This is a genomic window from Pseudomonas sp. W2-17, assembly GCF_041060445.1.
Classification (GTDB): domain Bacteria; phylum Pseudomonadota; class Gammaproteobacteria; order Pseudomonadales; family Pseudomonadaceae; genus Aquipseudomonas.
Window position 1 is genome coordinate 1 of sequence record NZ_JAUFNS010000043.1, and the last position, 24,969, is coordinate 24,969.

The following is a 24,969-nucleotide window of genomic DNA, read 5'->3' on the forward strand; positions in this document are numbered from 1 at the left end:
GGGGCAACACACATCTCCTGTAGGAGCGAGCTTGCTCGCGAATGATTTCCTCCTGTGCCATCCACCTCGCCTGATTCACCGCATTCGTCAGCAAGCTGACTCCCACAGGTTTTGTGCATGACGCTGAAACCCCGGCCAACGCCGATCCACTGTAGGAGTGAGCTTGCTCGCGAATGCTTTCTGCCTGTGCCATCCACTTCGCCTGACCCACCGCATTCGCCAGCAAGCTGACTCCCACAGGTTTTGTGCATGACGCTGAAACCCCGGCCAACGCCGATCCACTGTAGGAGTGAGCTTGCTCGCGAATGCTTTCTGCCTGTGCCATCAACTTTGCCTGAACCACCGCATTCGTCAGCAAGCTGACTCCCACAGGTTCTGTGCATGACGCTGAAGTCTCGGGGCAACACACATCTCCTGTAGGAGTGAGCTTGCTCGCGAATGCGGTCTGCCTGTGCCATCAACTTTGCCTGACCCACCGCATTCGTCAGCAAGCTGACTCCCACAGGTTTTGGGCTCGCCTTGGATTTTGCATTCACTGGAATGCAGTTCTGCGCATGACCGGGGGTGACGCTGAAATCCCGGGCAACGCAGTCCATTGTGGGAGCGAGCTTGCTCGCGAAGACGGTTTGCCTGCCCGCAAACCGGTTTTGCGCCCAACACCGCGGTTCCGGCAGAATGCCGGGCATGACTCGATCCCCGACACTGCCCGACTGTTGCCCCGCCCTCACCGCTCACTGGCCCTTGCCGCACAGCTTGGCGGAGGTGGTGTTGGTGAGCAGTCGGTTTGATCCGCAAAAGCTCATCGACGGCGACTTTCAGCGCTGTCTCATCGAGCCGCCCGCCTCCATTCAGCGGTCGGTGGCCAAGCGGCAGACGGAATTCCTCGCCGGTCGTTTGTGCGCGCGAGAAGCAATGCGCCAGTTGGACGGCCGCTCCCACGTCCCCCTCATCGGCGAGGACCGCGCCCCAATCTGGCCGCAGGACCTCACCGGTTCGATCACCCACAGCACCGGCTGGGCCGCCGCGATCGTCGCGCGCAAAACCGATTGGCGCGGATTGGGCCTGGACGTCGAACAGCTGATGAGCAACGAGCGCGCCGTGCGTCTGGCCGGAGAGATTCTGACGCCCGCGGAAATGCAGCGCCTGAACGCCGGGCCCGAACATCAAGCGGCCAAGGTCGTCACCCTGACCTTTTCCCTGAAAGAAAGCCTGTTCAAGGCCCTCTACCCCATCGTGCTCAAGCGCTTCTATTTCGAGGACGCCGAACTGCTGGAATGGTCAGAGGACGGCAACGCGCGGCTGCGGCTGAACATCGATCTGTCGCCGGAATGGCACAACGGCAAGGAGCTGGACGCACAGTTCAGCGCTCAGGACGGGCAGCTGTTGAGTCTGGTGGCGATTCGGGGCTGAGGGCCGCGCCCAGCGGACAATGCTCACACCGCCCCACCCATTCCACCCGATAACTCAAGCAGCACGTGCGCCGCTGCCGGACCGTTTGCCCATCCCTCTCTCTATAGCTAACGGACTGGAACAGCGGATTGCGCCGCCCATCCGGCCTCAGCCTTTCACGCAACAAGCCATACCCAGCACCAAGAGAAACGTCGCTCGCTGCGGACAGCTGCCGCAAGCAGGTTTCCAGATAATCCCCGGCGTTGCCCCACAGCACCGCCGCCGGCACATCGCCGTAGGCACTCAAGCGGTCGATCACCTGCTGAAGGTTCTCCAGCAGAGGCGCAAAACGCTCGAACGGGTCATCCGAAACCAGCACCTGCGTAACGGCCCCGTCAAACTGCACCCCATCCAGAACCCCCCGTTCATGCAGGGCGAAACTCAGCCGGTCCAGCCCCAGCGGCCAACCCAGGCCATGGGCCAGACTCGCCACCACCACCGGCGGAATCAGCTGCATCGCGTAGTACTTCATCCACTGCGACACCAGCACCGGCAACTGCTCCCTCACCAACTCCGGCCCATACACCTTCAGCAGCAAGCGATCCAGAGCGTCATCCCGCAACAGCTCGGTCAACGGCACCACAGGTCGCGTTTGATCGACCACCACCGTTCGGGCAAACCCGGCCAGTGCCCCGTCGAACATCACGCGCCCTCCTGCTGGCGGGGCCAGGCCAGGCTGAAACAGGCGCCGCCGAGGGTTTGGCTGCGCCCGATCAGCGCGCGGCCGCCGTGCCAGTGGATGATGCGGCGCACAATCGACAACCCCAAACCGTGGCCGCCCGACGCCCGGGTGCGGCTGTCGTCCAGGCGCATGAACGGCGTGAAGATCCGCTCCCAGGCACTTTCCGGCACGCCGGGGCCGTCATCCTCGACGTCGATGCGACAGCGCTCCTCACCCAGTTCATAACCAATCCGCACCTCCGACTCGGCATGGCGCATGGCGTTGCTCAGCAGATTCTGCAGCGCCCGGTGCAAGTAACGCGGCTCGGCCTCCACCCAATGCTCGCTGTCCGATCCGACACGATGCAGCGCATCAACGCACTCCCCCCGCCTGACGCTGATATGCGGCCGCAGCGGCGCCAGTTCGGCAATCACCTGCTCGATCAGGGCGTCGAGGTCGATGCGCTGGAAATTCAGGGTCGGCGCGCCCTGCTCCAGGCGCGCGTAGGTGAGCATCTCGTCAACCAGCTTGTCGAGGTCCTGGATGTCGCTGTCCATGCCGACCATGTATTTTTGCCTCGCTTCCGGGGTCGTGGCGTCGTTGATCATTTCCAGCCCGAAACGCAACCGCGCCACCGGCGTGCGCAGCTCGTGTGATACCGCGCGGACCAGTTCGCGCTGGATCATCAGCGAACGCTGCAGGTGCTCGGCCATGCCGTTGAACGCCGACGCCAGCCGCCCGACCGAATCCGCGCCTGCTGCGGGCACCCGGGTTTCCAGGCTGCCTTGGGCGATCTGCGTGGCCGCCGCTTCCAGCCCGCGCAGCCGATGCTCGAGCCGACGCACCAGCAAATAAACCACCAGACCGATCAGGCACAGACCGAGAAACGCGATGAGGATCAGCAGCTCCGGCGGATAGGGGTTCATCTGGAACAGCGGGCCGATCTCCAGCACCCACGGGGTTTCGCCAACGCCGGACAGCACGCGGATCGAATCGCCGCCTTTGCCCAGCGCCATTACCGTGTCGCCCTCGTCGATGCGCCGACGCTGGTCATCGTCGACATCCAGCTTCTCCAGCCGGATCAGCTGCATGTCGAAGCCGAAACCCTTGCTCTGGCGCAACGCTTCAAGCCGCGCCGGCTGCTCATCGACCGGCAGACGCACCAGCTCGTCGAGCAACAGAAAGATAGTGGCGCGGGCCAGTTGCTCGCTGATCTGCCGCACCTCGCCGGTCACCAGCAAACCGCTGGACGGGTTGCCCAACAGCCCAGGCTCGACCTCCCGAAATACCTGCGCGGCATGGGGCCCGGTCTGCTCAACCACCACCTGCCCGCGACTCAGCCGGTTGCGCGCGCTGCCGTCCAGATGCGCGTGCTCGGCGGTTTCCAAGGTCAGCGGGATACCCAGCAGACGCTCCCACACCGCGAGGGCGCGAGTGCGTTCGATGCTGTCCATGCCGCGCAGGTTGTCGGCCATCAGCGTGAAGGTGCCGTGGGCCAACTGCTCGCGGTATTGATCGGCGCGCACGGCGTTGACCAGATGCAGGGTCAGCACACCCAGCAACGCCACCAGCACCAGGACGCCGAGCATGCCGCCATAAATGCGCAGGAAGATGGAGTTCATCGGTCAGCCGTCGCGCTTGAGGGAGGGCAGTTGCGCGGCGGCGTGGGGCACGAACAGGTAGCCCTTGTTTCGCACGGTCTTGATCAGGCGCGGGTGATCGGGGTCGTCGCCGATGCGTGGGCGGATTTTCGAAATGCGCACGTCGATGGAGCGGTCCTGGCCGTCGTAGCCGACGCCGCGCAGGGCCGTGAAGATTTCTTCGCGGGAAAGGATGCGCCCGGCGTTGGCGACCAACAGCCACAACAGATCGAATTCGGCGCTGGTCAGCTCGACGCTCTGGTCATTGAGCCAGGCCTCGCGCAGGGTGTTGTCCACCACCAGCGCGCCGAATTCCAGCCGGTGCTGTTCCTCGGCGGGGCTTTCGACAGTTTCGCTGCGCCTTAACAACGCATGGATGCGCGCAAGCAGGACCCGGGGATGCACCGGTTTGCCAACGTAATCGTCGGCGCCCATGTCCAGACCCTGAATCTGGTCACTGTCGTCGGTGCGCGCGGTGAGCATCAGGATCGGGCCGTCATAGTGGGTGCGCACCTTGCGGCAGATGCTCAGGCCGTCTTCGCCGGGCAGCATGAGGTCGAGAATCACCAGATCCGGCTGCTCGTCGATGATTCGCTGCGCCGCCCGCGCGCCGTCCCCTTCCAGGCTCACGCGCAGGCCGTTGTTTTCGAGGTAGTCGCGGGTGAGTTCGGCCAGCCGCTGGTCATCCTCGACGATCAGCACCTGCCAAGGTTGTGGCTGCACGGTGAGGCTCCTTGTTTTTTCTTATTAATAGTGCTTGCGCAACGGCCTTTTGCGATAGCGTTCACGCCCGCAAAAATCCCGAAAAAATGATTTTAGCCGCCGACAAAGCGCTCATCCCAGACGCCATGCGGCCTACACGGGATTTCGCCGTTTCACACACAAATTACACACAGCTTTATCCACAGGCCATGCGTTGCAGTAAGTGTCCGAAACGCATATCTTGTAGCCCTTCGACGGCGGAGACCCTACATGTGGGGTTTTCGCCCAAATCTCAAACACAAGTCAGGGCGCGATTTCAAGGTTTTTTTCTCGCGCATTGCGTGTGCAGGAAGGGCTGAATAACCCCCGAATCTACCGCTCTACCCCGCCAGCGCGAATGGCAGACCACCCAGCCTTGGGATCTGCGCGCAGCGGCACACGTGTTGCAACATCACACGCGCATTCTGCAACAGTTTTTCGGGTGACGGGCTCAAGTCCGGCGCCCTTTTCGACTTCAACGCCAGGGAAGGTGAACCCGCCTTCCCATTCGTCCTGAAGTCATGGCCTGACGTTTGTCAGTTCACTGCCGCAAGACGAAACGGTGGGCGCTTCATTTGCGCCCAAACAAACTTAGAGAACGTGGAGACACCCATGCAAACAGACACAACTCGCGAGAATCCGCAGGCCACCGCGCCGCAGACAGGTGCGAACCAGCAGGACCTGTCCGCCACCGCTCCGGGTCAGCTGCGTGTGATCAAGCGTAACGGCACCGTCGTTGCGTACACCGATGACAAGATCACCGTCGCCATCACCAAGGCCTTTCTCGCAGTTGAGGGCGGCACCGCTGCCGCCTCGTCGCGTATCCACGACACCGTTGCGCGCCTGACCGAACAGGTCTCCGCGACCTTCAAGCGCCGCATGCCGTCCGGCGGCACCATCCACATCGAAGAAATCCAGGATCAGGTCGAACTGGCGCTGATGCGCGCCGGCGAGCAGAAAGTCGCCCGCGACTACGTGATCTACCGCAACGAGCGCTCCAAGGAGCGTGCCGGTCGCACCGCTGGCGAAACCACCGTGCAAGCGCACCCGTCGATTCGCATCACCGCCAAAGACGGTAGCCTCGCGCCGCTGGACATGGGCCGCCTGAACACCATCGTCACCGAAGCGTGCGAAGGCCTGGCCGAGGTTGACGCCAACCTGATCCAGAGCGAAACCCTGAAGAACCTGTACGACGGCGTTGCGCTGACCGACGTCAACACTGCACTGGTCATGACCGCGCGTACCCTGGTTGAGCGTGAGCCGAACTACTCGTTCGTCACCGCGCGCCTGCTGATGGACACCCTGCGTGCCGAAGGCTTGGGTTTCCTCGGTGTCGCCGAAAGCGCCACCCACCACGAAATGGTCGACCTGTACGCCAAGGCGCTGCCGGCTTACGTCGAGAAAGGCATCCAGTTCGAACTGCTGAACCCTGTGCTGGCCGAATTCGACCTGGAAAAACTGGGTAAGGCGATCAACCACGAGCGCGATCAGCAGTTCACTTACCTGGGCCTGCAGACCCTGTACGACCGTTATTTCATCCATAAAGACGGTATCCGTTTCGAACTGCCGCAGATCTTCTTCATGCGTGTGGCCATGGGCCTGGCGATCGAAGAGAAAGCCCGCGAAGACCGCGCCATCGAGTTCTACAACCTGTTGTCGTCCTTTGACTACATGGCCTCGACCCCGACACTGTTCAACGCCGGCACCCTGCGTCCACAGCTGTCGAGCTGCTACCTGACCACCGTTCCGGATGACCTGTCGGGCATTTACCACGCCATCCACGACAACGCCATGCTGTCCAAATTCGCAGGCGGTCTGGGCAACGACTGGACCCCGGTTCGCGCGCTGGGCTCTTACATCAAGGGCACCAACGGCAAATCCCAGGGCGTCGTGCCTTTCTTGAAAGTGGTCAACGACACCGCCGTTGCAGTGAACCAGGGCGGCAAGCGCAAAGGCGCTGTCTGTGCGTACCTGGAAACCTGGCACATGGACATCGAAGAGTTCATCGAGCTGCGCAAGAACACCGGTGATGATCGTCGTCGTACCCACGACATGAACACCGCCAACTGGATCCCTGACCTGTTCATGAAGCGTGTCTTCGACGACGGCAAGTGGACCCTGTTCTCGCCGTCCGAAGTGCCGGATCTGCACGACCTGACCGGTAAAGCCTTCGAAGAGCGCTACGAGTACTACGAAGCGCTGACCGAGTACCCGGGCAAGGTCAAGCTGTTCAAGACCATTCAGGCCAAAGACCTGTGGCGCAAAATGCTGTCCATGCTGTTCGAAACCGGCCACCCATGGCTGACGTTCAAGGACCCGTGCAACCTGCGTTCGCCGCAGCAGCACGTGGGCGTGGTTCACAGCTCGAACCTGTGCACCGAGATCACCCTGAACACCAACAAGGACGAGATCGCGGTCTGCAACCTGGGCTCGATCAACCTGCCGAACCACATCGTCGACGGCAAGCTGGACACCGACAAGCTCAAGCGCACCATCGACGTTGCCGTGCGCATGCTCGATAACGTGATCGACATCAACTACTACTCGGTGCCGCAAGCGAAGAACTCCAACTTCCGTCACCGTCCGGTCGGTCTCGGCATCATGGGCTTCCAGGACGCGCTGTACCTGCAGCACATTCCTTACGGTTCCGATGCCGCCGTAGAATTCGCCGACCGCTCGATGGAAGCCGTCAGCTACTACGCGATCCAGGCTTCCTGCGATCTGGCGGACGAGCGCGGTGCCTACGAGACGTTCCAGGGTTCACTGTGGTCCAAAGGCATCCTGCCGCTGGATTCGCAACAGATCCTGATCGAACAGCGTGGCCAGAAGTACATCGACGTCGACCTGGAAGAAAGCCTGGACTGGGCGCCTGTGCGTGCTCGCGTTCAGAAAGGCATTCGTAACTCGAACATCATGGCCATCGCACCGACCGCAACCATCGCCAACATCACCGGCGTGTCGCAGTCGATCGAACCGACCTACCAGAACCTGTACGTGAAATCGAACCTCTCGGGCGAATTCACCGTGATCAACCCGTACCTGGTTCGCGACCTGAAAGCCCGCGACCTGTGGGACTCGGTCATGATCAACGACCTGAAGTACTACGACGGTTCGGTGCAGCAGATCGAGCGCATCCCGCAGGAGTTGAAAGACCTCTACGCGACCGCGTTCGAAGTGGACACCAAGTGGATCGTTGACGCGGCCAGCCGTCGTCAGAAGTGGATCGACCAAGCGCAGTCGCTGAACCTGTACATCGCCGGCGCATCGGGCAAGAAGCTGGACGTGACCTACCGCATGGCCTGGTACCGTGGCCTGAAAACCACTTACTACCTCCGTGCTCTGGCCGCGACCAGCACCGAGAAGTCGACCATCAACACCGGCAAGCTGAACGCCGTTTCCAGCGGTGGCCACGGCCCGGACGACTCGGCGATCACCGCCCCGCGTCCAGCCGAAGCTGCACCGGCCGGTCCAGCGCCAGTGCCGAAAGCCTGCGCGATCGACGAGCCGGACTGCGAAGCCTGCCAGTAACACCCGCTGACAAGCGCACCTCTCTGTAGGCGCGCGCTTGCCCGCGACCAGCTCGCTCAATTGTAGGAGTGAGCTTGCTCGCGAAGCTCTCGCTCACACCACAGTCCCCTGTAGGAGTGAGCTTGCTCGCGAAGCGGTTCACGCAACACCGCGACCCGGGAGCCCAAACGCTCCCGGCCCTCGCTGTCCCTCCCCCCTTTCAGCTACACTCCCCTCTTGCCAAGCCAGGAGAACGCCCCATGCCAGCTGCCTCGCTAGAGTCCAAAAAAGCCTACTGCGCCAGAACGCGCCGCTCCAACTACGCCGCCAGCCTGCGTCTGGAAGGTTTCGAGAGCTCGCCCGCCGACTCCGAACGCCGCCTGCCCTCCCGGGAAGAACTGCTCAACAGCTACCGCAAAAAACAGGCCTGATGGTCGACAAATACGGCGTCGGACAAGACCCTTACTGTTCGCCCGGCAGCACCGTGCTGCGCAACCGTCTCGACCTCACCGACGCAAAAACCCTGGCGCAAGCCGAGCGCGACCTGTCCGAAGTCGCCGCCGAAGCCATCGACTTCTCCCCTCCTCCGTACGACCTGCCCTACCTGCAAGCCATCCACCGCCAGCTGTTCGCTGATCTCTACGATTGGGCGGGCGAACTGCGCACGGTCGACATCTCTAAAGACCAGACCCACTTCTGCGTGACCCACCGCATCGAGCCCGAGGCCAACAAGCTGTTCAAGGTGTTGGCCGACGCGAACTGGTTTCAGGAGCTGGATCGGGGAGCCTTGATTGCGGCGAGTGCGGAGCTGTTTGGTGATCTGAACGTGATTCATCCGTTTCGTGAGGGGAATGGGCGGGCGCAGCGGATTTTGTTCGAGCACATCATTGTGAATGCCGGGTTCGAGATCAGTTGGTGGCCGGTGGAGGCAGAGGAATGGATACGGGCGAATGTGGATGCGGTGGGGTGTGATTATGAGGGGATGGTGCGGGTGTTTGAGCGGTGTGTTGGGGGGGCGATTGGGGTTGATTTCAAACCCCTTGAATAAAGCCTGCCGCCCCTTCGTTTCGATGCGCAACCGGAATACCTCAGATAGACGCTGCTCGAACCGACGGATGGCAAGCTCATGCCACTGGGGTGATGGGCCACGGCTCCCGTGACTCTCAAGGCTATGGCTATTTCCATGATGTTGATTTGAATCAAGCACACCGGCGCATCTGCAAAATCTCAGTTTCGCAAACACCATATCGTGTGTATTCTTACGCCTGCGACCACAACATAGGCGATTCGCAATCAGTGAATCGTTATTAGGTCAAGAAGAATTCAGCTCGTGTTCGTGATATCGAATGAGGGCTGGAAATGACGGATAGAAGGCCTTCAGCGGAGACGTGCGGAGCAAATTTCCGTATACTCGCGCCCCCCAATCAAGGACAACGCCATGACCCACTGTGCAGCCAAAGCCGACCGAAATTCCGTGGTCACCACGTGCCTGCCGTGTCAGCGTTTTGCTCCTCTCCCGGGTGACGGCCCTAGCGCCTGACCGCCTCCACCGGAACCCCGAACACACTAGTTTCAAGAGAGCCTTCTCTCGACCGCTGTATGGCGTGACCCGTGTCACAACAGCAGCAAACCGATTACTCAAATCCACAGGCCGCGTAAAACCGGTCCTCTAGCAGGAGCCTCCTCACCATGCTGAGCTGGGACGAATTCGACAAGACCGACGAAGCTGAACCCGCCAAAGGCGCCAACGCCGGCCACGCTTCCGAAGCCGCGATGGACAAACTCGACAGCGCCGGTGGTGCTGCTGCGCTTGAAGCCCGCGCCGTCAGCGCAAACGACTCCGACGCCATTGCCCGCGCCAAAGCCGCGCTGGACAAACTGGACGTCGCCGAAGGTCTTGCCGAACTCGAAGGCTCCGCCGCCCGCGTCGCGGTCGACGAAAAACGCATGATCAACTGCCGCGCCGACCTCAACCAGCTCGTGCCTTTCAAGTACGACTGGGCCTGGCAGAAATACCTCGACGGCTGCGCCAACCACTGGATGCCGCAAGAGGTCAACATGACCACGGACATCGCCCTCTGGAAAGACCCGGAAGGCCTGACCGACGACGAGCGCCGCATCGTCCTGCGCAACCTCGGCTTCTTCTCCACCGCCGACTCCCTGGTTGCCAACAACCTCGTGCTGGCCGTGTATCGCCTCATCACCAACCCTGAATGCCGCCAGTACATCCTGCGCCAGGCCTTCGAGGAAGCGATCCACACTCACGCCTACCAGTACTGCATCGAATCGCTGGGCATGGACGAAGGCGAGATCTTCAACATGTACCACGAGATCCCGTCAGTCGCCAAAAAGGCAGCTTGGGGCTTGAAGTACACCCGTTCGATCTCCGATCCGAAGTTCGAAACCGGCACCGTCGAAACCGACAAAGAACTGCTGCGCAACCTGATCGCCTACTACTGCGTCCTGGAAGGCATCTTCTTCTACTGCGGCTTCACCCAGATCCTCTCCATGGGTCGCCGCAACAAAATGACCGGCGTCGCAGAACAGTTCCAGTACATCCTGCGTGACGAGTCCATGCACCTGAACTTCGGCATCGACGTGATCAACCAGATCAAAATCGAAAACCCACACCTGTGGGATGCCGAAATGAAGGAAGAAGCAACCCAGATGATCCTGCAAGGGACCCAACTGGAAATCGAATACGCCCGCGACACCATGCCCCGAGGCGTGCTCGGCATGAACGCAGCGATGATGGAGGACTACCTCAAGTTCATCGCGAACCGTCGTTTGAGCCAGATTGGTTTGAAGGAAGAGTACCCGGGGACGACTAACCCGTTCCCATGGATGAGCGAGATCATGGACTTGAAGAAAGAGAAGAATTTCTTTGAGACGCGGGTTATTGAGTATCAGACGGGTGGAGCTTTGAGCTGGGATTGATTTGATCTCGACTTAGTGAGCTGCACACGAAAGGGCTGCCAGAAATGGTGGCCCTTTTTGTTGCGCTGCTGACTGCCGAGCAGGACTCAAGGACTCCCAATCAAAACATTGCGTACGGACACTGATGATCGTTCCTCACGCTCCGCGTGGGAATGCAGCCACCGACGCTCCGCGTCGACCCGCTAGTTTGATCCCCCATCCCGCCGCTGATAGCCTTAGCCCTAACCGTAACTCTCTTCTCAAACTTATACCGAAGGCTCAACCGGTGACAGACCCAGAGTTGCTGGATGCACTTAAAGCTGAAAACGCTCGGCTAATCGCCTTGCTCGACGCTCACGGCATCAATTGGCAGCCGCGCGCCGAGCCCGCACTTATACCTCTGACGCCCATTGAATCGTCATACGCGCTAGATACCCAAAGCAAAGTCGCGCTCTTTCGTAGCCTGTTCAAAGGTCGCACCGATATCTACCCACTCCGCTGGGAAGGCAAAAGCGGCAAATCTGGTTATGCACCTGCATGTGGAAATGAGTGGCGCCCGGGCATCTGCGAAAAGCCGCGGATTAAGTGCGGCGACTGCCACCAGCGCCAACTTCTAGAGGTGAATGACGACGTCATCTTTCGGCATCTTGCAGGCGCGGTAGTCGTAGGTGTTTATCCCCTCCTCAAAGACGACACCTGCTTCTTTTTAGCGGCTGACTTCGATGAGTCTGAGTGGCGCGATGATGTGCGCGCATTCGCGCGGTCCTGCGATGCGCTCGGCGTGCCCGTGGCCCTGGAAATTTCACGTTCTGGGAACGGCGCCCATGCTTGGATATTTTTTGAGGATAAGGTGCTTGCCAGTGACGCGCGCCGTCTTGGAGCAGCGATCATTAGCCACGCCTGCGAGCGTACGCGGCAACTATCCCTCAGCTCCTACGACCGGTTGTTTCCTAATCAGGACACCATGCCCAAAGGTGGCTTCGGCAACTTGATTGCACTACCGCTGCAAAAACGCGCCAGGGCACAGCAACACAGCGTGTTTGTGGACGCCGACCTTACGCCCTACGCCGATCAGTGGACGTTTCTGGCTAATCTCCAACGGATGGATCCAGCGCGGATCCACCCTGTGATTACGGACGCTACGGGCAACCGGGACCCAGTGGCCGTTGCCTATGTTGACGAGCAGGAAAATGCGCAGCCTTGGAAAGATCAGGGATCACAATCACAAAAATTCAACTGCCCGCTGCCTACTACCCTAACTATCACTCTGGCGAATTTAATCTACTTCGAAAAGGCGCAGCTGCCTCAGCCGTTGAGCAATCAGTTGATCCGCCTAGCGGCGTTCCAGAACCCCGAATTCTACAAGGCACAAGCGATGCGCCTGTCGGTATGGAATAAGCCCAGAGTCATCGGTTGCGCGCAGAATTTTCCGAAGCATATCGCCCTGCCCCGCGGCTGCTGGGATTCAGTGCAGAAGTTAATGGATGAGCACAAAATTAAGCTACTTGTGGGGGACGAGCGCTTCGCAGGCAAACCTCTAGTTGTCAGTTTCATGGGCATTTTACGCCCCGACCAAGAAGACGCCGTCACGGCCGTGCAGGCCCACGACACCGGAATTCTTTGCGCGCCGACAGCGTTTGGTAAAACAGTAAGTGCAGCCGCGCTTATTGCGAGGCGTAGGGTGAACACGTTGGTGTTGGTCCATAGAACGGAGCTTTTAAGGCAGTGGCAAGAACGATTGCAAGCTTTCCTCGGCGTCGGCAAAGACCTCGTCGGGACCATTGGCGGCGGTAAGCCGAAGATTACCGGCCAAGTCGATATAGCCGTCATGCAATCGTTGTCGCGCAAAGGAGAGATCAGTGCGCTGGTGAAGAACTACGGCCAGATCATTGTCGACGAATGCCATCATCTGTCTGCGGTATCTTTCGAAGCCCTGTTACGCAGCTCATCCGCACGCTACGTGCTGGGACTCACGGCAACCCCGATTCGCCGTGATGGGCAGCATCCCATCATTTTCATGCAATGCGGGCCCATTCGTCATACAGCTACCCGTCCTGCCAGTGCCCCTCATGACCTATCGGTGACGCCTCGCATGCTAACTGGCCCCATCGTCGTACCAGAGGGCTCGGGCATTCAGGAAGTATTCAGGCAACTGGCCGATGACTCACAACGCGCGACCGTCATCGTTTCTGCCGTGGTGAATGCTTATCGGCATGGCCGAAAAGTGCTGGTGCTTACACAGCGCACAGAACATGTAGAGAAACTCGACTTAGCACTAAGAAAGCATGTCGAGAATTTATACACACTGCATGGACGCATGCCCAAAAAGCAGCGGGCGTCGTTAATCAGCACATTGGAGTCTCTGCCTGAAGATGCGCCGCGAGTGCTTTTGGCCACCGGCACCCTGATCGGCGAGGGTTTTGACCATCCGCCTTTAGATACTCTCGTACTGGCGATGCCGATTTCTTGGCGGGGGATCCTGCAACAATACGCGGGACGATTGCACCGGGAGCACGCCGCTAAGTCCGACGTACATGTCATCGACTTTGTAGACGAAGGCAACGCCGCGTTATTGAGAATGTGGGAGAAACGCAAAGCGGGTTACAGAGCGATGGGTTACCGGCTGGTCGATTCATTCAGCTCAATGCCCCTTTTGTAAGACTCTGCTGCGACCTCGATCAAGAGCGCGTTAGCGAACCCAACGGGACTGGCGTGCCCGTTAGGGTAGGGGCCAACTACTCTACCGAAGCACCCAGCAACACCAACTCGGTTTACCAACCGCCCGCCTCCACTAGCCTTCGACGCTCCGCCCCCATTTCAGATTAAAGGATGAATCCATGGGCCGAAGCCGCTACACGATTACTGAAATCGACGAACCTCACTTCCTGACCTGCACAATCGTTGAATGGCTGCCCCTGTTCACCCGCCCGGCCTTGGTCGATAACGTGCTTAACACTTGGCGCTTTCAACAAGCGAATCAAGGTCTACAGCTCTATGGGTATGTCGTTTTAGAAAATCACCTTCACTATCTCGCTCAGTCTCCAGACCTTGCAAAATCCGTGGCTGGCTTCAAGTCCTACACGGCGCGAAACATCATCGACTACCTCCAACTCGCCCATGCTGAAAGCACTCTCCAGCGACTTCGATTCGCTAAGCGCGCGCATAAGGTGGACCGTGTTTATCAGGTCTGGCAGGAGGGCGTGCATGCGGAAATGGTCTACAGCGAGAGTGTCATGCAGCAGAAGCTCGACTACATACATCAGAACCCGGTGAAGCGAGGGTATGTGGACTCGGGGGAGCAATGGCGATATTCGAGTGCGCGGGATTACCAAGGGGAGAAAGGGCTGATCGACGTGCAGCGTTGGTACTGATGGACGCGGAGCGTCCTGGGCTGCATTCCCAAGCAGAGCGTGGGAACGATCGGATCACCTGAACTTTGAAATCAAGGTGGTAGCCCGCCCGAAGTCTGAGGGGATCGGCTAATCGCGAGGCCAAGGATAAGAGGCGTAAGGCTACTAGCCAAAAATCCAAACCATTCGTACAGTGCTAGGTAATTTTTCCTACACGCGGAATGGAACAGTGCTCCCCACGTTAAGCCAGAGGATGTCGTCAAAGGAGGTTGACTCTACTCAGCCTGAGCGCGCTCAGCCGCGCTTCACCAAAGGAGAAATCTACCAACGACAGCGCGACATCCACCTCCCCTATGGAGGCAGCTATCAGCCGGGAATTACTCGCTCAACAAAATCGAGTGCTGTTTTCATATTCACCGGTAAATCCGGGGAGCAGTACGGCTACCACGATAAGAAAGACGACCTGGGTGTCTACTCCTACACAGGGGAAGGTCAGACCGGAGACATGACGCTGTCGAAAGGAAACCTCGCGATTCTGAACCATGCGCGTGAGGGGCGAGCGCTGCACCTATTTGAATCGCTGGGTCACGGAAAAGGACATCGCTATCTAGATGAGTTCTGCTGTGCAAGTTATGAATGGGGCGAAGGCCTCGACAAACACGGCAACAAGAGACGAACTATCGTCTTCCGCTTAGTCCCCGTGAGCGTGAATGTGCAGGATGAGGTCAAACCTGATGCAGATAACGAAGAAGACGAGGCGGTGGACATGTCGCTCTCGGCCGCAAGAAAGACGGCGCTTGAGGCTTCCGACACGCCTGAGGGAGACCAAAACCTTGTGTTAAAAACTGTTTACGCTCGGAGTAAAAAAGTAAAACGCTACGTGTTACTGCGAGCAGATGGGACCTGTGAGAGCTGCGGAAAACCTGCCCCCTTCTACAAAGTCGACGGCGCTCCATACCTAGAGCCCCACCATGTAAATCGACTTTCTGACGGGGGATTGGATCATCCCAACTTCGTGGGCGGGGTGTGTCCGACGTGCCATCGCGAGATTCACTACGGGAAAGATGGCAGCAAGAAGAATGAAGAACTTCGTGTCGCGATAATGACGAAGGAGAATGCATTAGCCAAAGCTTTGCAAAGATAAAAGATCGAAAAAGTCCGCAGTACCAACGTAGGTACAAGTGAATGCTCTATCGGTGTGAGTAATCCTGCCGATACATGGTTATCCGCCACGCCGCATCGCGAGCAAGCTCAATCCTACAGATTCTTGAGCGCTCGCAAAATCTCCACCCTCACGGACCAAACAAAAGACCAAGGACATGGCCAAGAAAACCTCCCTCTTCGACGACTTATTTCATATCGCCAGCAAATTACCTTGGTGGCTCAGCGCGCTGATCGCGATCAGCTCCGGCGTTTACCTGCACTCGGTAGCAACCGCGCCAATGCCCGTTTACGCCGACCCTCAACATTTGCAGTCGGTAGTGTTCGGCACCATGGCGCACACCGGAGCAATGATTGGCCAGTACCTCCTGCCATTCATCTTCACTGCCGGAGCCATCGCCTCAATCATCGGCCGCCGCAAACGCCGCAATCTCCTCGAATCCGCCGCCACCACCAAAGGCAACCCACTGCTCAGCATCACCTGGCACGAGTTCGAATTACTGGTGGGTGAAGCCTTACGTCGGCGCGGCTACTCAGTACGAGAAACAGGCAAAAACGGCCCGGACGGCGGCATTGATCTGATCGCACGCAAGGACGGCGAGACGTACGTGGTGCAGTGCAAACAATGGCGTTCAGTGCAGGTGGGTGTGCCGGTGGTGCGGGAGTTGTATGGCGCGATGGCGGCTGAGGGCGCTGTCGGTGGGTTCGTTGTCACCAGTGGGACGTTCACCAAACCGGCGAGGGATTTTGCAGAAGGTCGCAACGTGCAACTGGTCGACGGTACGGTGCTGAAGCAGTGGATCGCCGAAGCGAAGAAGCCCGGTCCACGGCCGACGGTCGAGGTGGCTCCAGAGCGTGTCGAGCCCGCCATCGTTGAGCCGGCGGTCGTCGTTACGCCAAGTCCCGCTCCAGCTCCGATTCCCGTTCAAGCGCCACCTCCAACCGCGATGCCACCCGTCACACGAGAAGTCGAGCCTGAACCTGCTGCACCCCTTTGCCCGCACTGCCGCAAAACCATGGTGATACGTGTCGCGAGAACCGGCGCCAACGCTGGCGGGAATTTCTGGGGGTGTGTGGCTTATCCGAAATGCCGTGGGATCCGGGCGATTTTCGCGCCGATGACGGTGAAGTAACGCCGCCAGACCAAATGAGCGCGTCAGCCAACCCCTGACGTGCTCCGCATAAACCTCGCATCAACAAGCCACCGCCGCGCAAACACTCTAGCGGCGTTATGAGATGGCGGCGTATCAGTGACGAATCAGGTGCTGACACGATTTTCGCGGGCAAGGGCGCTCCTACAGTGGATGTGTGCCTGGCAGGAACTATCTGGCGGCACTCATACAAAGCGCCGTGCCGCGAAGCACCACGAACCCCTGAAAGTTCCCGCCCAAGCCCCCTTCCCCACATAACATTTTCGCTAACAAATAGTTACCCGGGTTTCATTTGCCCCCGCCGCCCATCGTTCCTAAAGTGGCCTCACCCCATCGAACCCGCCCAGCGCAGAAACGATGGAAATCCACACCCAAGCCGGAGAACGTCAAACGCCTGATCAGCTTTTAGCATTTTGTTTCTGTCGTTTCGCTACGTCGTTGCTCCCGACGTGGTGCCTCCAAGCTCCAAACTTCAGCCGCTCCCCAGCGGCTTTTTTTTGCTCAGCATTTGCTGAATCCGACCTGCCATCTGCGCCGTATCAGCGACCGGGCGCGCATCAAGCCGACCACAAGCGCCAACGTGCAAAACATCACCCAGCAATCGCGCCACATCCACCATATCCAACGCGTCCATCCCCTGCCGGGTAACAAATTGCGTCCCCAACCGCAGCGCATGATGCCCGGCGGATGAGGGATCAACACAAGTCCCGATCAGAATCCCCTGCGCCTGCAACGCGTGCATCACAGCCCGCGGATCAGCATCAAGTGACAGCGGCAGTAAGAGTTGATGGGTGTGCACCTCACCGTCATTCGCCCCTATGACAGGCAAGCCCGCATCGACCAGCGCGCGATGCAGCGCCGCGCTATTGCCGACAATGCTGGCGGCATATTCGCGGCCGGTGGCCTGGGCTTCGGTGAGGGTGACCGCCAGGGAGGGCAGCCGGCCGGCGTCGTAGTTGGCAAGCATCCGGGTGTCGAGCAACTCGCGCAGAGCGAATGCATCGTCCGGGTCGCGGCCAAGCACCAGCCCTTGCGGGCGTCCGGGCAAGGTTTTGTAGGTGGAGCTGCTGATGAGATCGACGCCGGCGTCAAAGGGGTTGGGGTAGGTGCCGCCTGCGATCAGGCCCAGCACGTGGGAGGCGTCGAACAGCGTTTTGGCGCCGACCGCACGGGCCGCGCTGACCACGGGGGCGATGTCGTCGGCCTTGATCATGACGCTGCGTCCGAGCACGACAAGCCTGGGGCGGGTTTGGGTGATCATTTCCGCCGCGCGCTCTGCATCCAGCTGGCAGTTGCGGCGGTCGAACGGCAGGTCTTCAACCACCAGACCTGCCAATTCTGCAGTCCCGCCACGGCGCTGGCTCAGATGTCCACCGTGCTCAGCGGCGGGTGCCAGCACTTTGTCGCCCGGTCGGCAGTAGGCGTGGAAGATGGCCAGGTTGGCCAGGGTGCAACTGGCCAATCGAACTTCCGCCCATGCCGCGCCGAACAGGGTCATGGCCGCCTGGCGGGTGAAGGTTTCAAGCTCGCTGACCAGTTCGGTGTCCGGCTGTTCTTTGTGGCCGGTTGGGCCCATCGCCGGGTAGGCGCCGAGCGCGGGGTTGTAGGCGGCGATGGCGCGGGCGCTGGGGAGGTTGGCGCCGGCGTAGAGCATCAGGCGCTGGGTTTCCAGCTGCGGCAATCGGTCGGCACAGGCGGCGAGCAAGGCATCAAGGTCACGGGGCATGGTCGGCAGCTCCCTTAATGGCTAATCAACAATCACTCAACGGCGAATGGAGTCCGGGTGCTCGGATTCATCCCTGACGAGCAGCATCAGGGCGTCGCGTTTTTCCAGCAGGTGGTGGCGCAGGATGCTGCTCAGGCGCTTGCCGTCCCGGGCTTGCAGGGCTTCGATCATTTCTTCGTGGTCGTGCAGGGCGCGGTCCCATTTCGGCGCCTGATGGTTGGAGAGGAAACGTAATGCGTGGATGCGCCGGTTCAGTGACAGGTAGACCTGACGCAGCGCCGAGTTGCGTGCGGCCAGGTTGATCAGGTCGTGGATGGCGCGGTTGCGCTGGTAGTAACCCGGCAGGTCGTTCTGGTTTTTGCTGACCACCATGGCGTAGTGCAGCGCTTTGATGTCTTCGATTTCCTGGGCGGTGATGCGCTCACAGGCCAGCTCTCCGGCGAAGGCTTCGATGCCGCTCATCAGTTCGAAGGTTTCGCGGATCTCCAGCTCCGACATGCGGGCAACGCTGGCGCCACGGTTCGGGTTGATTTCGATCAACCCTTCCACGGCCAGCACTTTCAGCGCTTCACGCAATGGCGTGCGGGAGATGCCGAGGGTTTCGCACAGCTCGCGTTCGTTGAGCTTGGTGCCCGGAGGGAGCACGCCTTCGGTGATGAAGCCGCGTAAGTGATCAATGACGATGTCGTGCAGGCGCTGGCGTTCGACTTTTGGCATTGGCCGGGCGTCGGGCTGTGCGCTCATTTCTTCAATATTTTGCATTCAAAAATCCTTCCGGGACCCGCTCTAGCGCCGAGTCCTTATTCGAAAATGCTCCAGTTCGCTGGGAAGATTAGCGTAATTAGGCCGTTTGACACAGCATTGCCCTGTGCTAAGTTAATTTTGAATTCAAAATACCAAATTATAAAAACAAGGAGACACCGATGCTGAAGCTCGATTTCCACCCTGCCGGTCGCCACTTCCTTCAGATTCCGGGGCCTAGTCCGGTGCCGGATCGCATCCTCCGCGCGATGAGTTACCCCACCATTGACCACCGCGGCCCTGAGTTCGGCGCGCTAGGGCTCAAGGTGCTGGAAGGCATCAAGCAGATCTTCAAGACCGTGCATCCGGTGGTGATTTATCCCGCGTCGGGCACTGGTGCGTGGGAAGCGGCGCTGTGCAACACCCTGAGCTCGGGCGACGAAGTGTTGATGTTCGAGACCGGCCACTTCGCGACGCTGTGGCAGAAGATGGCGCTGAGCCTCGGCCTCAAGCCGCAGTTCATCGGTCGGCCCGGCATTGAGGGCTGGCGCGGTGGCGTCGATGCGCAAATGATCGAAGACCACCTGCGCGCTGACGGCGGGCATCGCATCAAGGCTGTCTGCGTCGTGCACAACGAGACCAGCACCGGCGTGACTTCGGATATCGCTTCCGTGCGCAAGGCCATTGATGCGGCGGGCCACCCTGCCCTGCTGCTGGTCGACACGATCTCCGGCCTGGCCTCCGCTGACTATCGTCATGATGAGTGGGGCGTGGACGTGACCGTTTCCGGCTCACAGAAAGGCCTGATGTTGCCGCCGGGCATCAGCTTCAACGCCCTGTCGCCCAAAGCCATCGAGGCCAGCAAAAGCGCCGGTTTGCCGCGCAGTTTCTGGGCGTGGGACGAGATCATCGAGATGAACAAGACCGGTTATTGGCCGTACACGCCGAATACCAACTTGTTGTACGGCTTGTCCGAAGCGCTGGACATGATCCTCGGCGAAGGCCTGGACAATGTGTTCATCCGTCATAACCGTCTGGCAAAAGCCTGCCGCACCGCCGTGAGGGCCTGGGGCCTGGAAATCCAGTGCGCTGACCCGAGCGTTTACAGCCCCGTGCTGACCGGCGTGATGACACCTGAAGGCATCGACGCCGACCAGGTGCGCAAGACCATTTATGAGCGCTTCGACATGTCCCTCGGCACCGGCCTAGGCAAGATGAAAGGCCGCATGTTCCGCATCGGCCACCTGGGCGACTGCAACGACCTGATGCTGATGGCCACCCTCACCGGCTGCGAAATGGGCCTGCAGATGGCCGGCGTAAAACTTCAGTCCAGCGGCGTTCTGGCCGCCATGGATTACCTGGGAGGGCAAACGGTGCCGCTGCGACGCGACTGACGCGCCGCTCCGTCTCCACCCCGCTCCGCCCGGCTGCGGCACTCCCGCAGCTTTTTTGACACATCTCACTATCCCGAATCATCGCGTTGTCAGCGAACACAATAAGAAACTGGAGATAGCACATGAAGTTTTTACGTCTGCGCCCCACCACGGTGGTGCTGTTCATGCTGTGCGCCATGTATTTCATTACGTACCTGGACCGCGTCAATGTCAGCACCGCCGCCGTCGGTTTCGGTAAAGAATTCAATCTGAGCAAAACCGAGATCGGCATCGTCTTCTCGGCCTTCGCGTACCCCTATCTGATATTCCAAATCATCGGCGGCTGGGTCAGCGACCGATTCGGCGCCAAGCGAACGCTGGTGGTGTGCGGGCTGATCTGGGCCAGCGCCACGGTGCTGACGGGTCTGGCCGGCGGCTTCGTTTCGCTGATCGTCGCGCGGATATTACTCGGCCTTGGTGAGGGCGCCACCTTCCCGGCTGCAACAGCGGCAATGTCCCGCTGGATTCCCAAGGAAAAACGCGGCTTCGCCCAAGGCATCACCCACGCCTTCGCCCGCCTCGGTAATGCATTGGCGCCGGCAGCGATGATCGCGGTGATGGCCACGTATGGATGGCGCGAATCGTTTTACGTCTGCGCGGCCACCAGCTTCGTCTGGGTCATCTTGTGGATGGCGGTGTTCACCGAGCACCCGAAAGACCACCCGCGCATCTCCAAGCAGGAACTGGACACCCTGCCGCCGCCGAAAGTTAAGTCCAATGTTGTGCTGCCGTGGGGTCGCCTGTTCAAGCGTATGGCCCCAGTCACGATCGTTTACTTCTGCTACGGCTGGACGCTGTGGCTGCTGCTCAGTTGGGTGCCGATGTACTTCATGAACATGGGCCTGGATTTGAAGGGCACGGCGATTTTCGCGTCGACGGTGTTCTTTGGCGGCGTGGTTGGCGATACGTTGGGCGGTATCGTCAGCGACCGCATTTATACGCGGACCAAGGACCTGAACAAGGCGCGCAGCCTGATGGTCGCCGTGTGCCTGGGCCTGACGCTGCTGTCGCTGGTGCCGTTGATGTTCACCAAGGACATGCACATTTCCCTGGCCTGCCTGGCCATCGGGTTTTTCTTCTCGGAGATGACGATTGGCCCAATGTGGGCGATTCCGATGGACATCGCGCCGGACCATTGCGGTACCGCGAGCGGCATGATGAACACCGGATCGGCCATGGCCGCCATCGTCAGCCCGGTGGCCGCCGGTCTGTTGATCGACAAGTTTGGCAACTGGCAGCTGCCGTTTCTGGTCAGCATTGTTCTGCTGGCGATCGGCGTGGTGCTGTCGTTCCGCATGAAGCCGCAGAACAAGTTTGACTACGGGCAGCCGGCTGCGCCTCTGACAGCGAGTGCGGAACCGGCGCCGGTGGTCAGTAAATAAAGCCACAACGGGAGCCGCCTTCGGGCGGCGTTCTGATCCATAAAGCTTCAGCCCCGCACGCTGCAATCGAACCCCTTCAATGGAGCACCCTTTTGGACACTGACACCCAACCTTCGCGCCTGGCGCAGCTGATCGTCGATGCACAGATCAAGCATGAGCTGTTGGCCGAGCTGGAGTTCGACCTGAACCCGCCAGACCGGGACGCGGCGTACCTCACGCAACAGAAAATCCTGCGCTTGCGAGGCGTTGAGGCCGGCGGCTGGAAGATCGGTTCGAAATCCGCTGACGGGCCGATTCAGGGCTCGCCGCTGCCCCGCGACTGCCTGTTCCCGTCGACCGGCACGCTGGACCGCAGCGTCTATCCGCCAGTGGGTCTGGAGCTAGAAATCGCCTTCCGCTTCCACCGCACCTTCAGTCCTCGGGATGAGGCGTACAGCGACGAGGAGGTCATGGCCGGCATTGGCGAGATGGCGGCGGCTATCGAGGTGGTCTCCAGCCGGTTCGCGGCGTGGCCGAAGATCGAGCCACTGACGCAATTAGCTGATCTGCTTAACCACGGCGCCCTGGTGGTGGGTGATTTCGTACCCTATAACGTGACTTTTCCCTTCGTTGAACCGACGCTTTCATTCACGCTGAATGGCGAGAGCGTTGTGCCGTCGAAGGTCGCCAATCCTGCGGGCGACCCGCGCCGGTTGTTGCCGTGGCTGGTCAACCATCACACCCTGAACGGTCTGCCGTTGCCCGAGGATTTCGTGATCACCACGGGGTCTTATACCGGCATGCACTTCGCCCAGGGCATGGCTGAGGTGCTGGGACAGATCGACGGATTGCCACCGGTCTCACTGACGCTGGCTTGACGCTGTACCTCGCTGCGATAAAAAACCCGCCGATGTGGCGGGTTCTTTTTGCTGTGCAGCGTTTAGTCAGGGCGGCGAACGTACGAGCGGTAAACCGGCTGCCAGAAGTCCTTTTCGATGGCCGCTGACAATTCTTCTTCCGATTGCGGTGGCGCCACACTGTCGCGCTGGGCCGCCATGCCGACGGCAAACGCGATGCGCTTGCTGACCGCTTGAACATCCCGCAACGGCGGCAACATCTGTCCTGCCGCTGCGCACTCAGCCAGCGCCTGGGCCGATGCCATCAGCATGCCGTCGGTGACGCGGGTCGCCTTGCTCGCGATGGCGCCGAGGCCGATGCCGGGGAAGATGTAGGAGTTATTGCACTGGGCGATGGGAAAAGTCTTGCCCAGCACCTCGATGGGCAGAAACGGGCTGCCCGTCGCCACCAGCGCCTGCCCGTCGGTCCATTGCAGAATATCCTTGGGGTGCGCTTCGATCTGCGAAGTCGGATTGGACAGCGGCATGATGATCGGCTGCGGGCAGTGGCTGTGCATCGTCTCGACGATCTGCTGGGTGAACAGTCCGGCCTTGCCCGACACACCAATCAGCACCGTGGGTTTGGCGTTGCTGACCACCTCATGCAGCGAGGGCCAGTGGGCGCTGAAATTCCAGTCGTTCAACGATTCGCTGGAGTGGGCCAGGCGCTGTTGGAAATCGTACAGGCCCGGCTGGCGATCGGTCAGCAACCCTTTGCTGTTGAGCAGGTACACCTGGCTGCGCGCCTTGGCTTCGGACAAACCTTCCAGCTGCATGGCGGCGATGATCTGCTCGGCGATCCCACAACCCGCTGACCCGGCGCCTACAAAGGCGACGGTCTGATCGGACAAGCGCTGGCCCTTCATCTTGCAGGCGGCCAGCAAGGTGCCGACGGTGACTGCCGCGGTGCCCTGAATGTCATCGTTGAAGCAGCAGAGTTGATCGCGAAAGCGCGCCAGCAGGGGCATGGCGTTGGTCAGCGCGAAGTCTTCGAATTGCAGAATGGCTTCTGGCCAACGCCGCTGAACGCCTTCGACGAATGCCTGCACGAACGCATCATATTCAGCGCCGCGAACACGCTCCTGGCCACGGCCGAAATACAGCGGATCCGCCAGCAGCGCCGGATTGTTGGTGCCGACGTCGAGCACCACCGGCAGCGTGTAGGCCGGGCTGATGCCGCCGCACGCCGTGTACAGCGACAACTTGCCGATGGGAATGCCCATGCCGCCGACGCCCTGATCACCAAGGCCGAGAATGCGTTCGCAGTCGCTGACGACGATGACTTTGACGTTGTCTTTGGTGACGTTGTTGAGGATCTCGTCGATGCGGTCCTTGTCGGCGATGCTGATGAACAAGCCGCGATGGCTGCGGTAGATGCGGGAAAATTCTTGGCAGACTTTGCCGACGGTGGGGGTGTAGATGATCGGCAGCATCTCGTCGAGATGGTCGTCGACGACGCGGTAGAAGAGTGTTTCGTTGGAATCCTGGATCGAGCGCAGGAGAATGTGTTTGTCCAGATCGGTCGTGCAGGCCTGGTACTGGTGATAGGCGCGGCTCGCCTGCTGCTCGATGGTTTCGACGCGTTCCGGCAGCAGGCCCTGCAGGGCCAGGGCCTCACGCTCGGCGAGGCTGAATGCCGTGCCTTTGTTCAGGAGTGGAGTGCCCAACAACGTGGGACCGGCGAAAGGGACTTGCAAGGTGCGATCAGTGGCATGGGTCATGTCTGTCTCCTGTGCTAATTGTATTTTGAATTCAATGTACACCTTTGGGTTGGAAAGCCAATGCGCGAATGGAAATCTGCGGCGCTTGACCTGGCCTCTTCCCGGCTAAAGCCGGTCCCACTAGACATCGCGTACACCCATTGAATTGGTTCATGCCGCATACCCTGTGGGACTGGCTTTAGCCGGGAAGGCGTCAGGCGTCACACTGCACATATTGTGTTGTACATACCGGCCTCTTCCCGGCTGAAGCCGGTCCCACTAAACACCGCGTACACCCAGGGAATTGGCTCATGCCGCATACCCTGTGGGACCGGCTTTAGCCGGGAAGGCGTCGGGTGTCTCGCTGCAAATCTTGTGTTGTACATCCCGGCCTCTTCCCGGCTGAAGCCGGTCCCACTAAACACCGCGTACACCCATTGAATTGGTTCATGCCGCATACCCTGTGGGACTGGCTTTAGCCGGGAAGGCGTCAGGCGTCACACTGCACATATTGTGTTGTACATACCGGCCTCTTC

19 protein-coding genes are annotated in these 24,969 nt (G+C 60.0%); 12 read left to right on the top strand and 7 right to left on the bottom strand.

Annotated elements, in window-relative coordinates:
• Positions 1-358 (bottom strand): hypothetical protein (locus tag QWI20_RS27125; protein WP_369308045.1); only part of this gene is annotated, 358 nt, incomplete at its 3' end.
• Positions 359-684: 326 nt separating this feature from the next.
• On the opposite strand from QWI20_RS27125, the gene QWI20_RS27130 reads away from it, so the two are divergent.
• Positions 685-1,410: a 4'-phosphopantetheinyl transferase gene (locus QWI20_RS27130; RefSeq protein WP_369308046.1), complete on the top strand. Its 726-nt coding sequence runs from the start codon at positions 685-687 to the stop codon at positions 1,408-1,410.
• On the opposite strand, the gene fhuF is transcribed toward QWI20_RS27130, so the two are convergent.
• From fhuF to QWI20_RS27145, 3 genes are read right to left on the bottom strand one after another with little or no spacing between them, the layout of a single operon-like run.
• Positions 1,361-2,134 carry a siderophore-iron reductase FhuF gene (gene fhuF / locus QWI20_RS27135; RefSeq protein ID WP_369308063.1) on the bottom strand — a complete coding sequence of 258 codons (774 nt, stop codon included), beginning with the start codon at positions 2,132-2,134 and terminating at the stop codon, positions 1,361-1,363. The two genes, QWI20_RS27130 and fhuF, sit on opposite strands and share 50 nt — an antisense overlap.
• Positions 2,092-3,732 carry an ATP-binding protein gene (locus QWI20_RS27140; protein ID WP_369308047.1) on the bottom strand — a complete coding sequence of 547 codons (1,641 nt, stop codon included), beginning with the start codon at positions 3,730-3,732 and terminating at the stop codon, positions 2,092-2,094. The genes fhuF and QWI20_RS27140 overlap by 43 nt, the downstream gene beginning before the upstream one ends.
• A 3-nt stretch (positions 3,733-3,735) precedes the next feature.
• Positions 3,736-4,473, bottom strand: coding sequence for a response regulator (locus tag QWI20_RS27145; protein ID WP_369308048.1), 738 nt, complete (start codon positions 4,471-4,473; stop codon positions 3,736-3,738).
• A gap of 630 nt (positions 4,474-5,103) precedes the next feature.
• Between QWI20_RS27145 and QWI20_RS27150 the strand changes: the two genes are divergently transcribed.
• The 8 genes from QWI20_RS27150 to QWI20_RS27185 all read left to right on the top strand — a co-directional run bounded on the left by QWI20_RS27150 (position 5,104) and on the right by QWI20_RS27185 (position 16,558).
• Entirely contained in the window at positions 5,104-8,019 is a 2,916-nt protein-coding gene (locus QWI20_RS27150) for a ribonucleoside-diphosphate reductase subunit alpha (RefSeq protein WP_369308049.1), read from the top strand.
• A gap of 239 nt (positions 8,020-8,258) precedes the next feature.
• Positions 8,259-8,429, top strand: coding sequence for a YhfG family protein (locus QWI20_RS27155; protein ID WP_282366739.1), 171 nt, complete (start codon positions 8,259-8,261; stop codon positions 8,427-8,429).
• Positions 8,429-9,046 carry a putative adenosine monophosphate-protein transferase Fic gene (locus QWI20_RS27160; RefSeq protein WP_369308051.1) on the top strand — a complete coding sequence of 206 codons (618 nt, stop codon included), beginning with the start codon at positions 8,429-8,431 and terminating at the stop codon, positions 9,044-9,046. The genes QWI20_RS27155 and QWI20_RS27160 overlap by 1 nt, the downstream gene beginning before the upstream one ends.
• A gap of 641 nt (positions 9,047-9,687) precedes the next feature.
• The gene (locus tag QWI20_RS27165) at positions 9,688-10,935 is read left to right on the top strand and encodes a ribonucleotide-diphosphate reductase subunit beta (protein WP_133777019.1); all 1,248 of its coding nucleotides are present in this window, start codon (positions 9,688-9,690) and stop codon (positions 10,933-10,935) included.
• A 265-nt stretch (positions 10,936-11,200) separates the two neighbouring features.
• The gene (locus tag QWI20_RS27170) at positions 11,201-13,573 is read left to right on the top strand and encodes a DEAD/DEAH box helicase family protein (RefSeq protein WP_369308052.1); all 2,373 of its coding nucleotides are present in this window, start codon (positions 11,201-11,203) and stop codon (positions 13,571-13,573) included.
• A 178-nt stretch (positions 13,574-13,751) separates the two neighbouring features.
• Positions 13,752-14,285: a transposase gene (locus QWI20_RS27175; protein WP_369308053.1), complete on the top strand. Its 534-nt coding sequence runs from the start codon at positions 13,752-13,754 to the stop codon at positions 14,283-14,285.
• A 208-nt stretch (positions 14,286-14,493) separates the two neighbouring features.
• Positions 14,494-15,408 carry an HNH endonuclease gene (locus QWI20_RS27180; RefSeq protein ID WP_369308054.1) on the top strand — a complete coding sequence of 305 codons (915 nt, stop codon included), beginning with the start codon at positions 14,494-14,496 and terminating at the stop codon, positions 15,406-15,408.
• Between the two features lie 175 nt (positions 15,409-15,583).
• Entirely contained in the window at positions 15,584-16,558 is a 975-nt protein-coding gene (locus QWI20_RS27185) for a restriction endonuclease (protein WP_369308055.1), read from the top strand.
• Between the two features lie 490 nt (positions 16,559-17,048).
• Here the strand turns inward: QWI20_RS27185 and QWI20_RS27190 are convergent, their stop codons facing one another.
• The gene (locus QWI20_RS27190) at positions 17,049-18,302 is read right to left on the bottom strand and encodes a glycine hydroxymethyltransferase (protein ID WP_369308056.1); all 1,254 of its coding nucleotides are present in this window, start codon (positions 18,300-18,302) and stop codon (positions 17,049-17,051) included.
• Between the two features lie 36 nt (positions 18,303-18,338).
• The gene (locus QWI20_RS27195; RefSeq protein WP_369308058.1) at positions 18,339-19,064 is read right to left on the bottom strand and encodes a GntR family transcriptional regulator; all 726 of its coding nucleotides are present in this window, start codon (positions 19,062-19,064) and stop codon (positions 18,339-18,341) included.
• Between the two features lie 161 nt (positions 19,065-19,225).
• Here QWI20_RS27195 and QWI20_RS27200 point away from each other — a divergent pair, with 161 nt between their 5' ends.
• The 3 genes from QWI20_RS27200 to QWI20_RS27210 all read left to right on the top strand — a co-directional run bounded on the left by QWI20_RS27200 (position 19,226) and on the right by QWI20_RS27210 (position 22,715).
• Entirely contained in the window at positions 19,226-20,437 is a 1,212-nt protein-coding gene (locus tag QWI20_RS27200; protein WP_369308059.1) for an alanine--glyoxylate aminotransferase family protein, read from the top strand.
• 122 nt (positions 20,438-20,559) lie between these two features.
• The gene (locus QWI20_RS27205; RefSeq protein WP_369308060.1) at positions 20,560-21,858 is read left to right on the top strand and encodes an MFS transporter; all 1,299 of its coding nucleotides are present in this window, start codon (positions 20,560-20,562) and stop codon (positions 21,856-21,858) included.
• A 92-nt stretch (positions 21,859-21,950) separates the two neighbouring features.
• Positions 21,951-22,715, top strand: a complete 765-nt coding sequence (locus QWI20_RS27210; protein WP_369308061.1) for a 2-keto-4-pentenoate hydratase — start codon at positions 21,951-21,953, stop codon at positions 22,713-22,715.
• 62 nt (positions 22,716-22,777) lie between these two features.
• On the opposite strand, the gene QWI20_RS27215 is transcribed toward QWI20_RS27210, so the two are convergent.
• Complete coding sequence (locus tag QWI20_RS27215) at positions 22,778-24,454, bottom strand: NAD-dependent malic enzyme (protein WP_369308062.1); 1,677 nt, start codon at positions 24,452-24,454, stop codon at positions 22,778-22,780.
• Positions 24,455-24,969 lie beyond the last annotated feature (515 nt).

What these genes read in the sequence shown, in the direction of transcription:
- QWI20_RS27130 (WP_369308046.1), top strand. Translation starts at nt 685, where the DNA reads ATGACTCGATCCCCGACACTGCCCGACTGTTGCCCCGCCCTCACCGCT.
- QWI20_RS27140 (WP_369308047.1), bottom strand. Translation starts at nt 3,732, where the DNA reads ATGAACTCCATCTTCCTGCGCATTTATGGCGGCATGCTCGGCGTCCTG.
- QWI20_RS27150 (WP_369308049.1), top strand. Translation starts at nt 5,104, where the DNA reads ATGCAAACAGACACAACTCGCGAGAATCCGCAGGCCACCGCGCCGCAG.
- QWI20_RS27155 (WP_282366739.1), top strand. Translation starts at nt 8,259, where the DNA reads ATGCCAGCTGCCTCGCTAGAGTCCAAAAAAGCCTACTGCGCCAGAACG.
- QWI20_RS27160 (WP_369308051.1), top strand. Translation starts at nt 8,429, where the DNA reads ATGGTCGACAAATACGGCGTCGGACAAGACCCTTACTGTTCGCCCGGC.
- QWI20_RS27165 (WP_133777019.1), top strand. Translation starts at nt 9,688, where the DNA reads ATGCTGAGCTGGGACGAATTCGACAAGACCGACGAAGCTGAACCCGCC.
- QWI20_RS27175 (WP_369308053.1), top strand. Translation starts at nt 13,752, where the DNA reads ATGGGCCGAAGCCGCTACACGATTACTGAAATCGACGAACCTCACTTC.
- QWI20_RS27185 (WP_369308055.1), top strand. Translation starts at nt 15,584, where the DNA reads ATGGCCAAGAAAACCTCCCTCTTCGACGACTTATTTCATATCGCCAGC.
- QWI20_RS27190 (WP_369308056.1), bottom strand. Translation starts at nt 18,302, where the DNA reads ATGCCCCGTGACCTTGATGCCTTGCTCGCCGCCTGTGCCGACCGATTG.
- QWI20_RS27195 (WP_369308058.1), bottom strand. Translation starts at nt 19,064, where the DNA reads ATGCAAAATATTGAAGAAATGAGCGCACAGCCCGACGCCCGGCCAATG.
- QWI20_RS27200 (WP_369308059.1), top strand. Translation starts at nt 19,226, where the DNA reads ATGCTGAAGCTCGATTTCCACCCTGCCGGTCGCCACTTCCTTCAGATT.
- QWI20_RS27205 (WP_369308060.1), top strand. Translation starts at nt 20,560, where the DNA reads ATGAAGTTTTTACGTCTGCGCCCCACCACGGTGGTGCTGTTCATGCTG.
- QWI20_RS27215 (WP_369308062.1), bottom strand. Translation starts at nt 24,454, where the DNA reads ATGACCCATGCCACTGATCGCACCTTGCAAGTCCCTTTCGCCGGTCCC.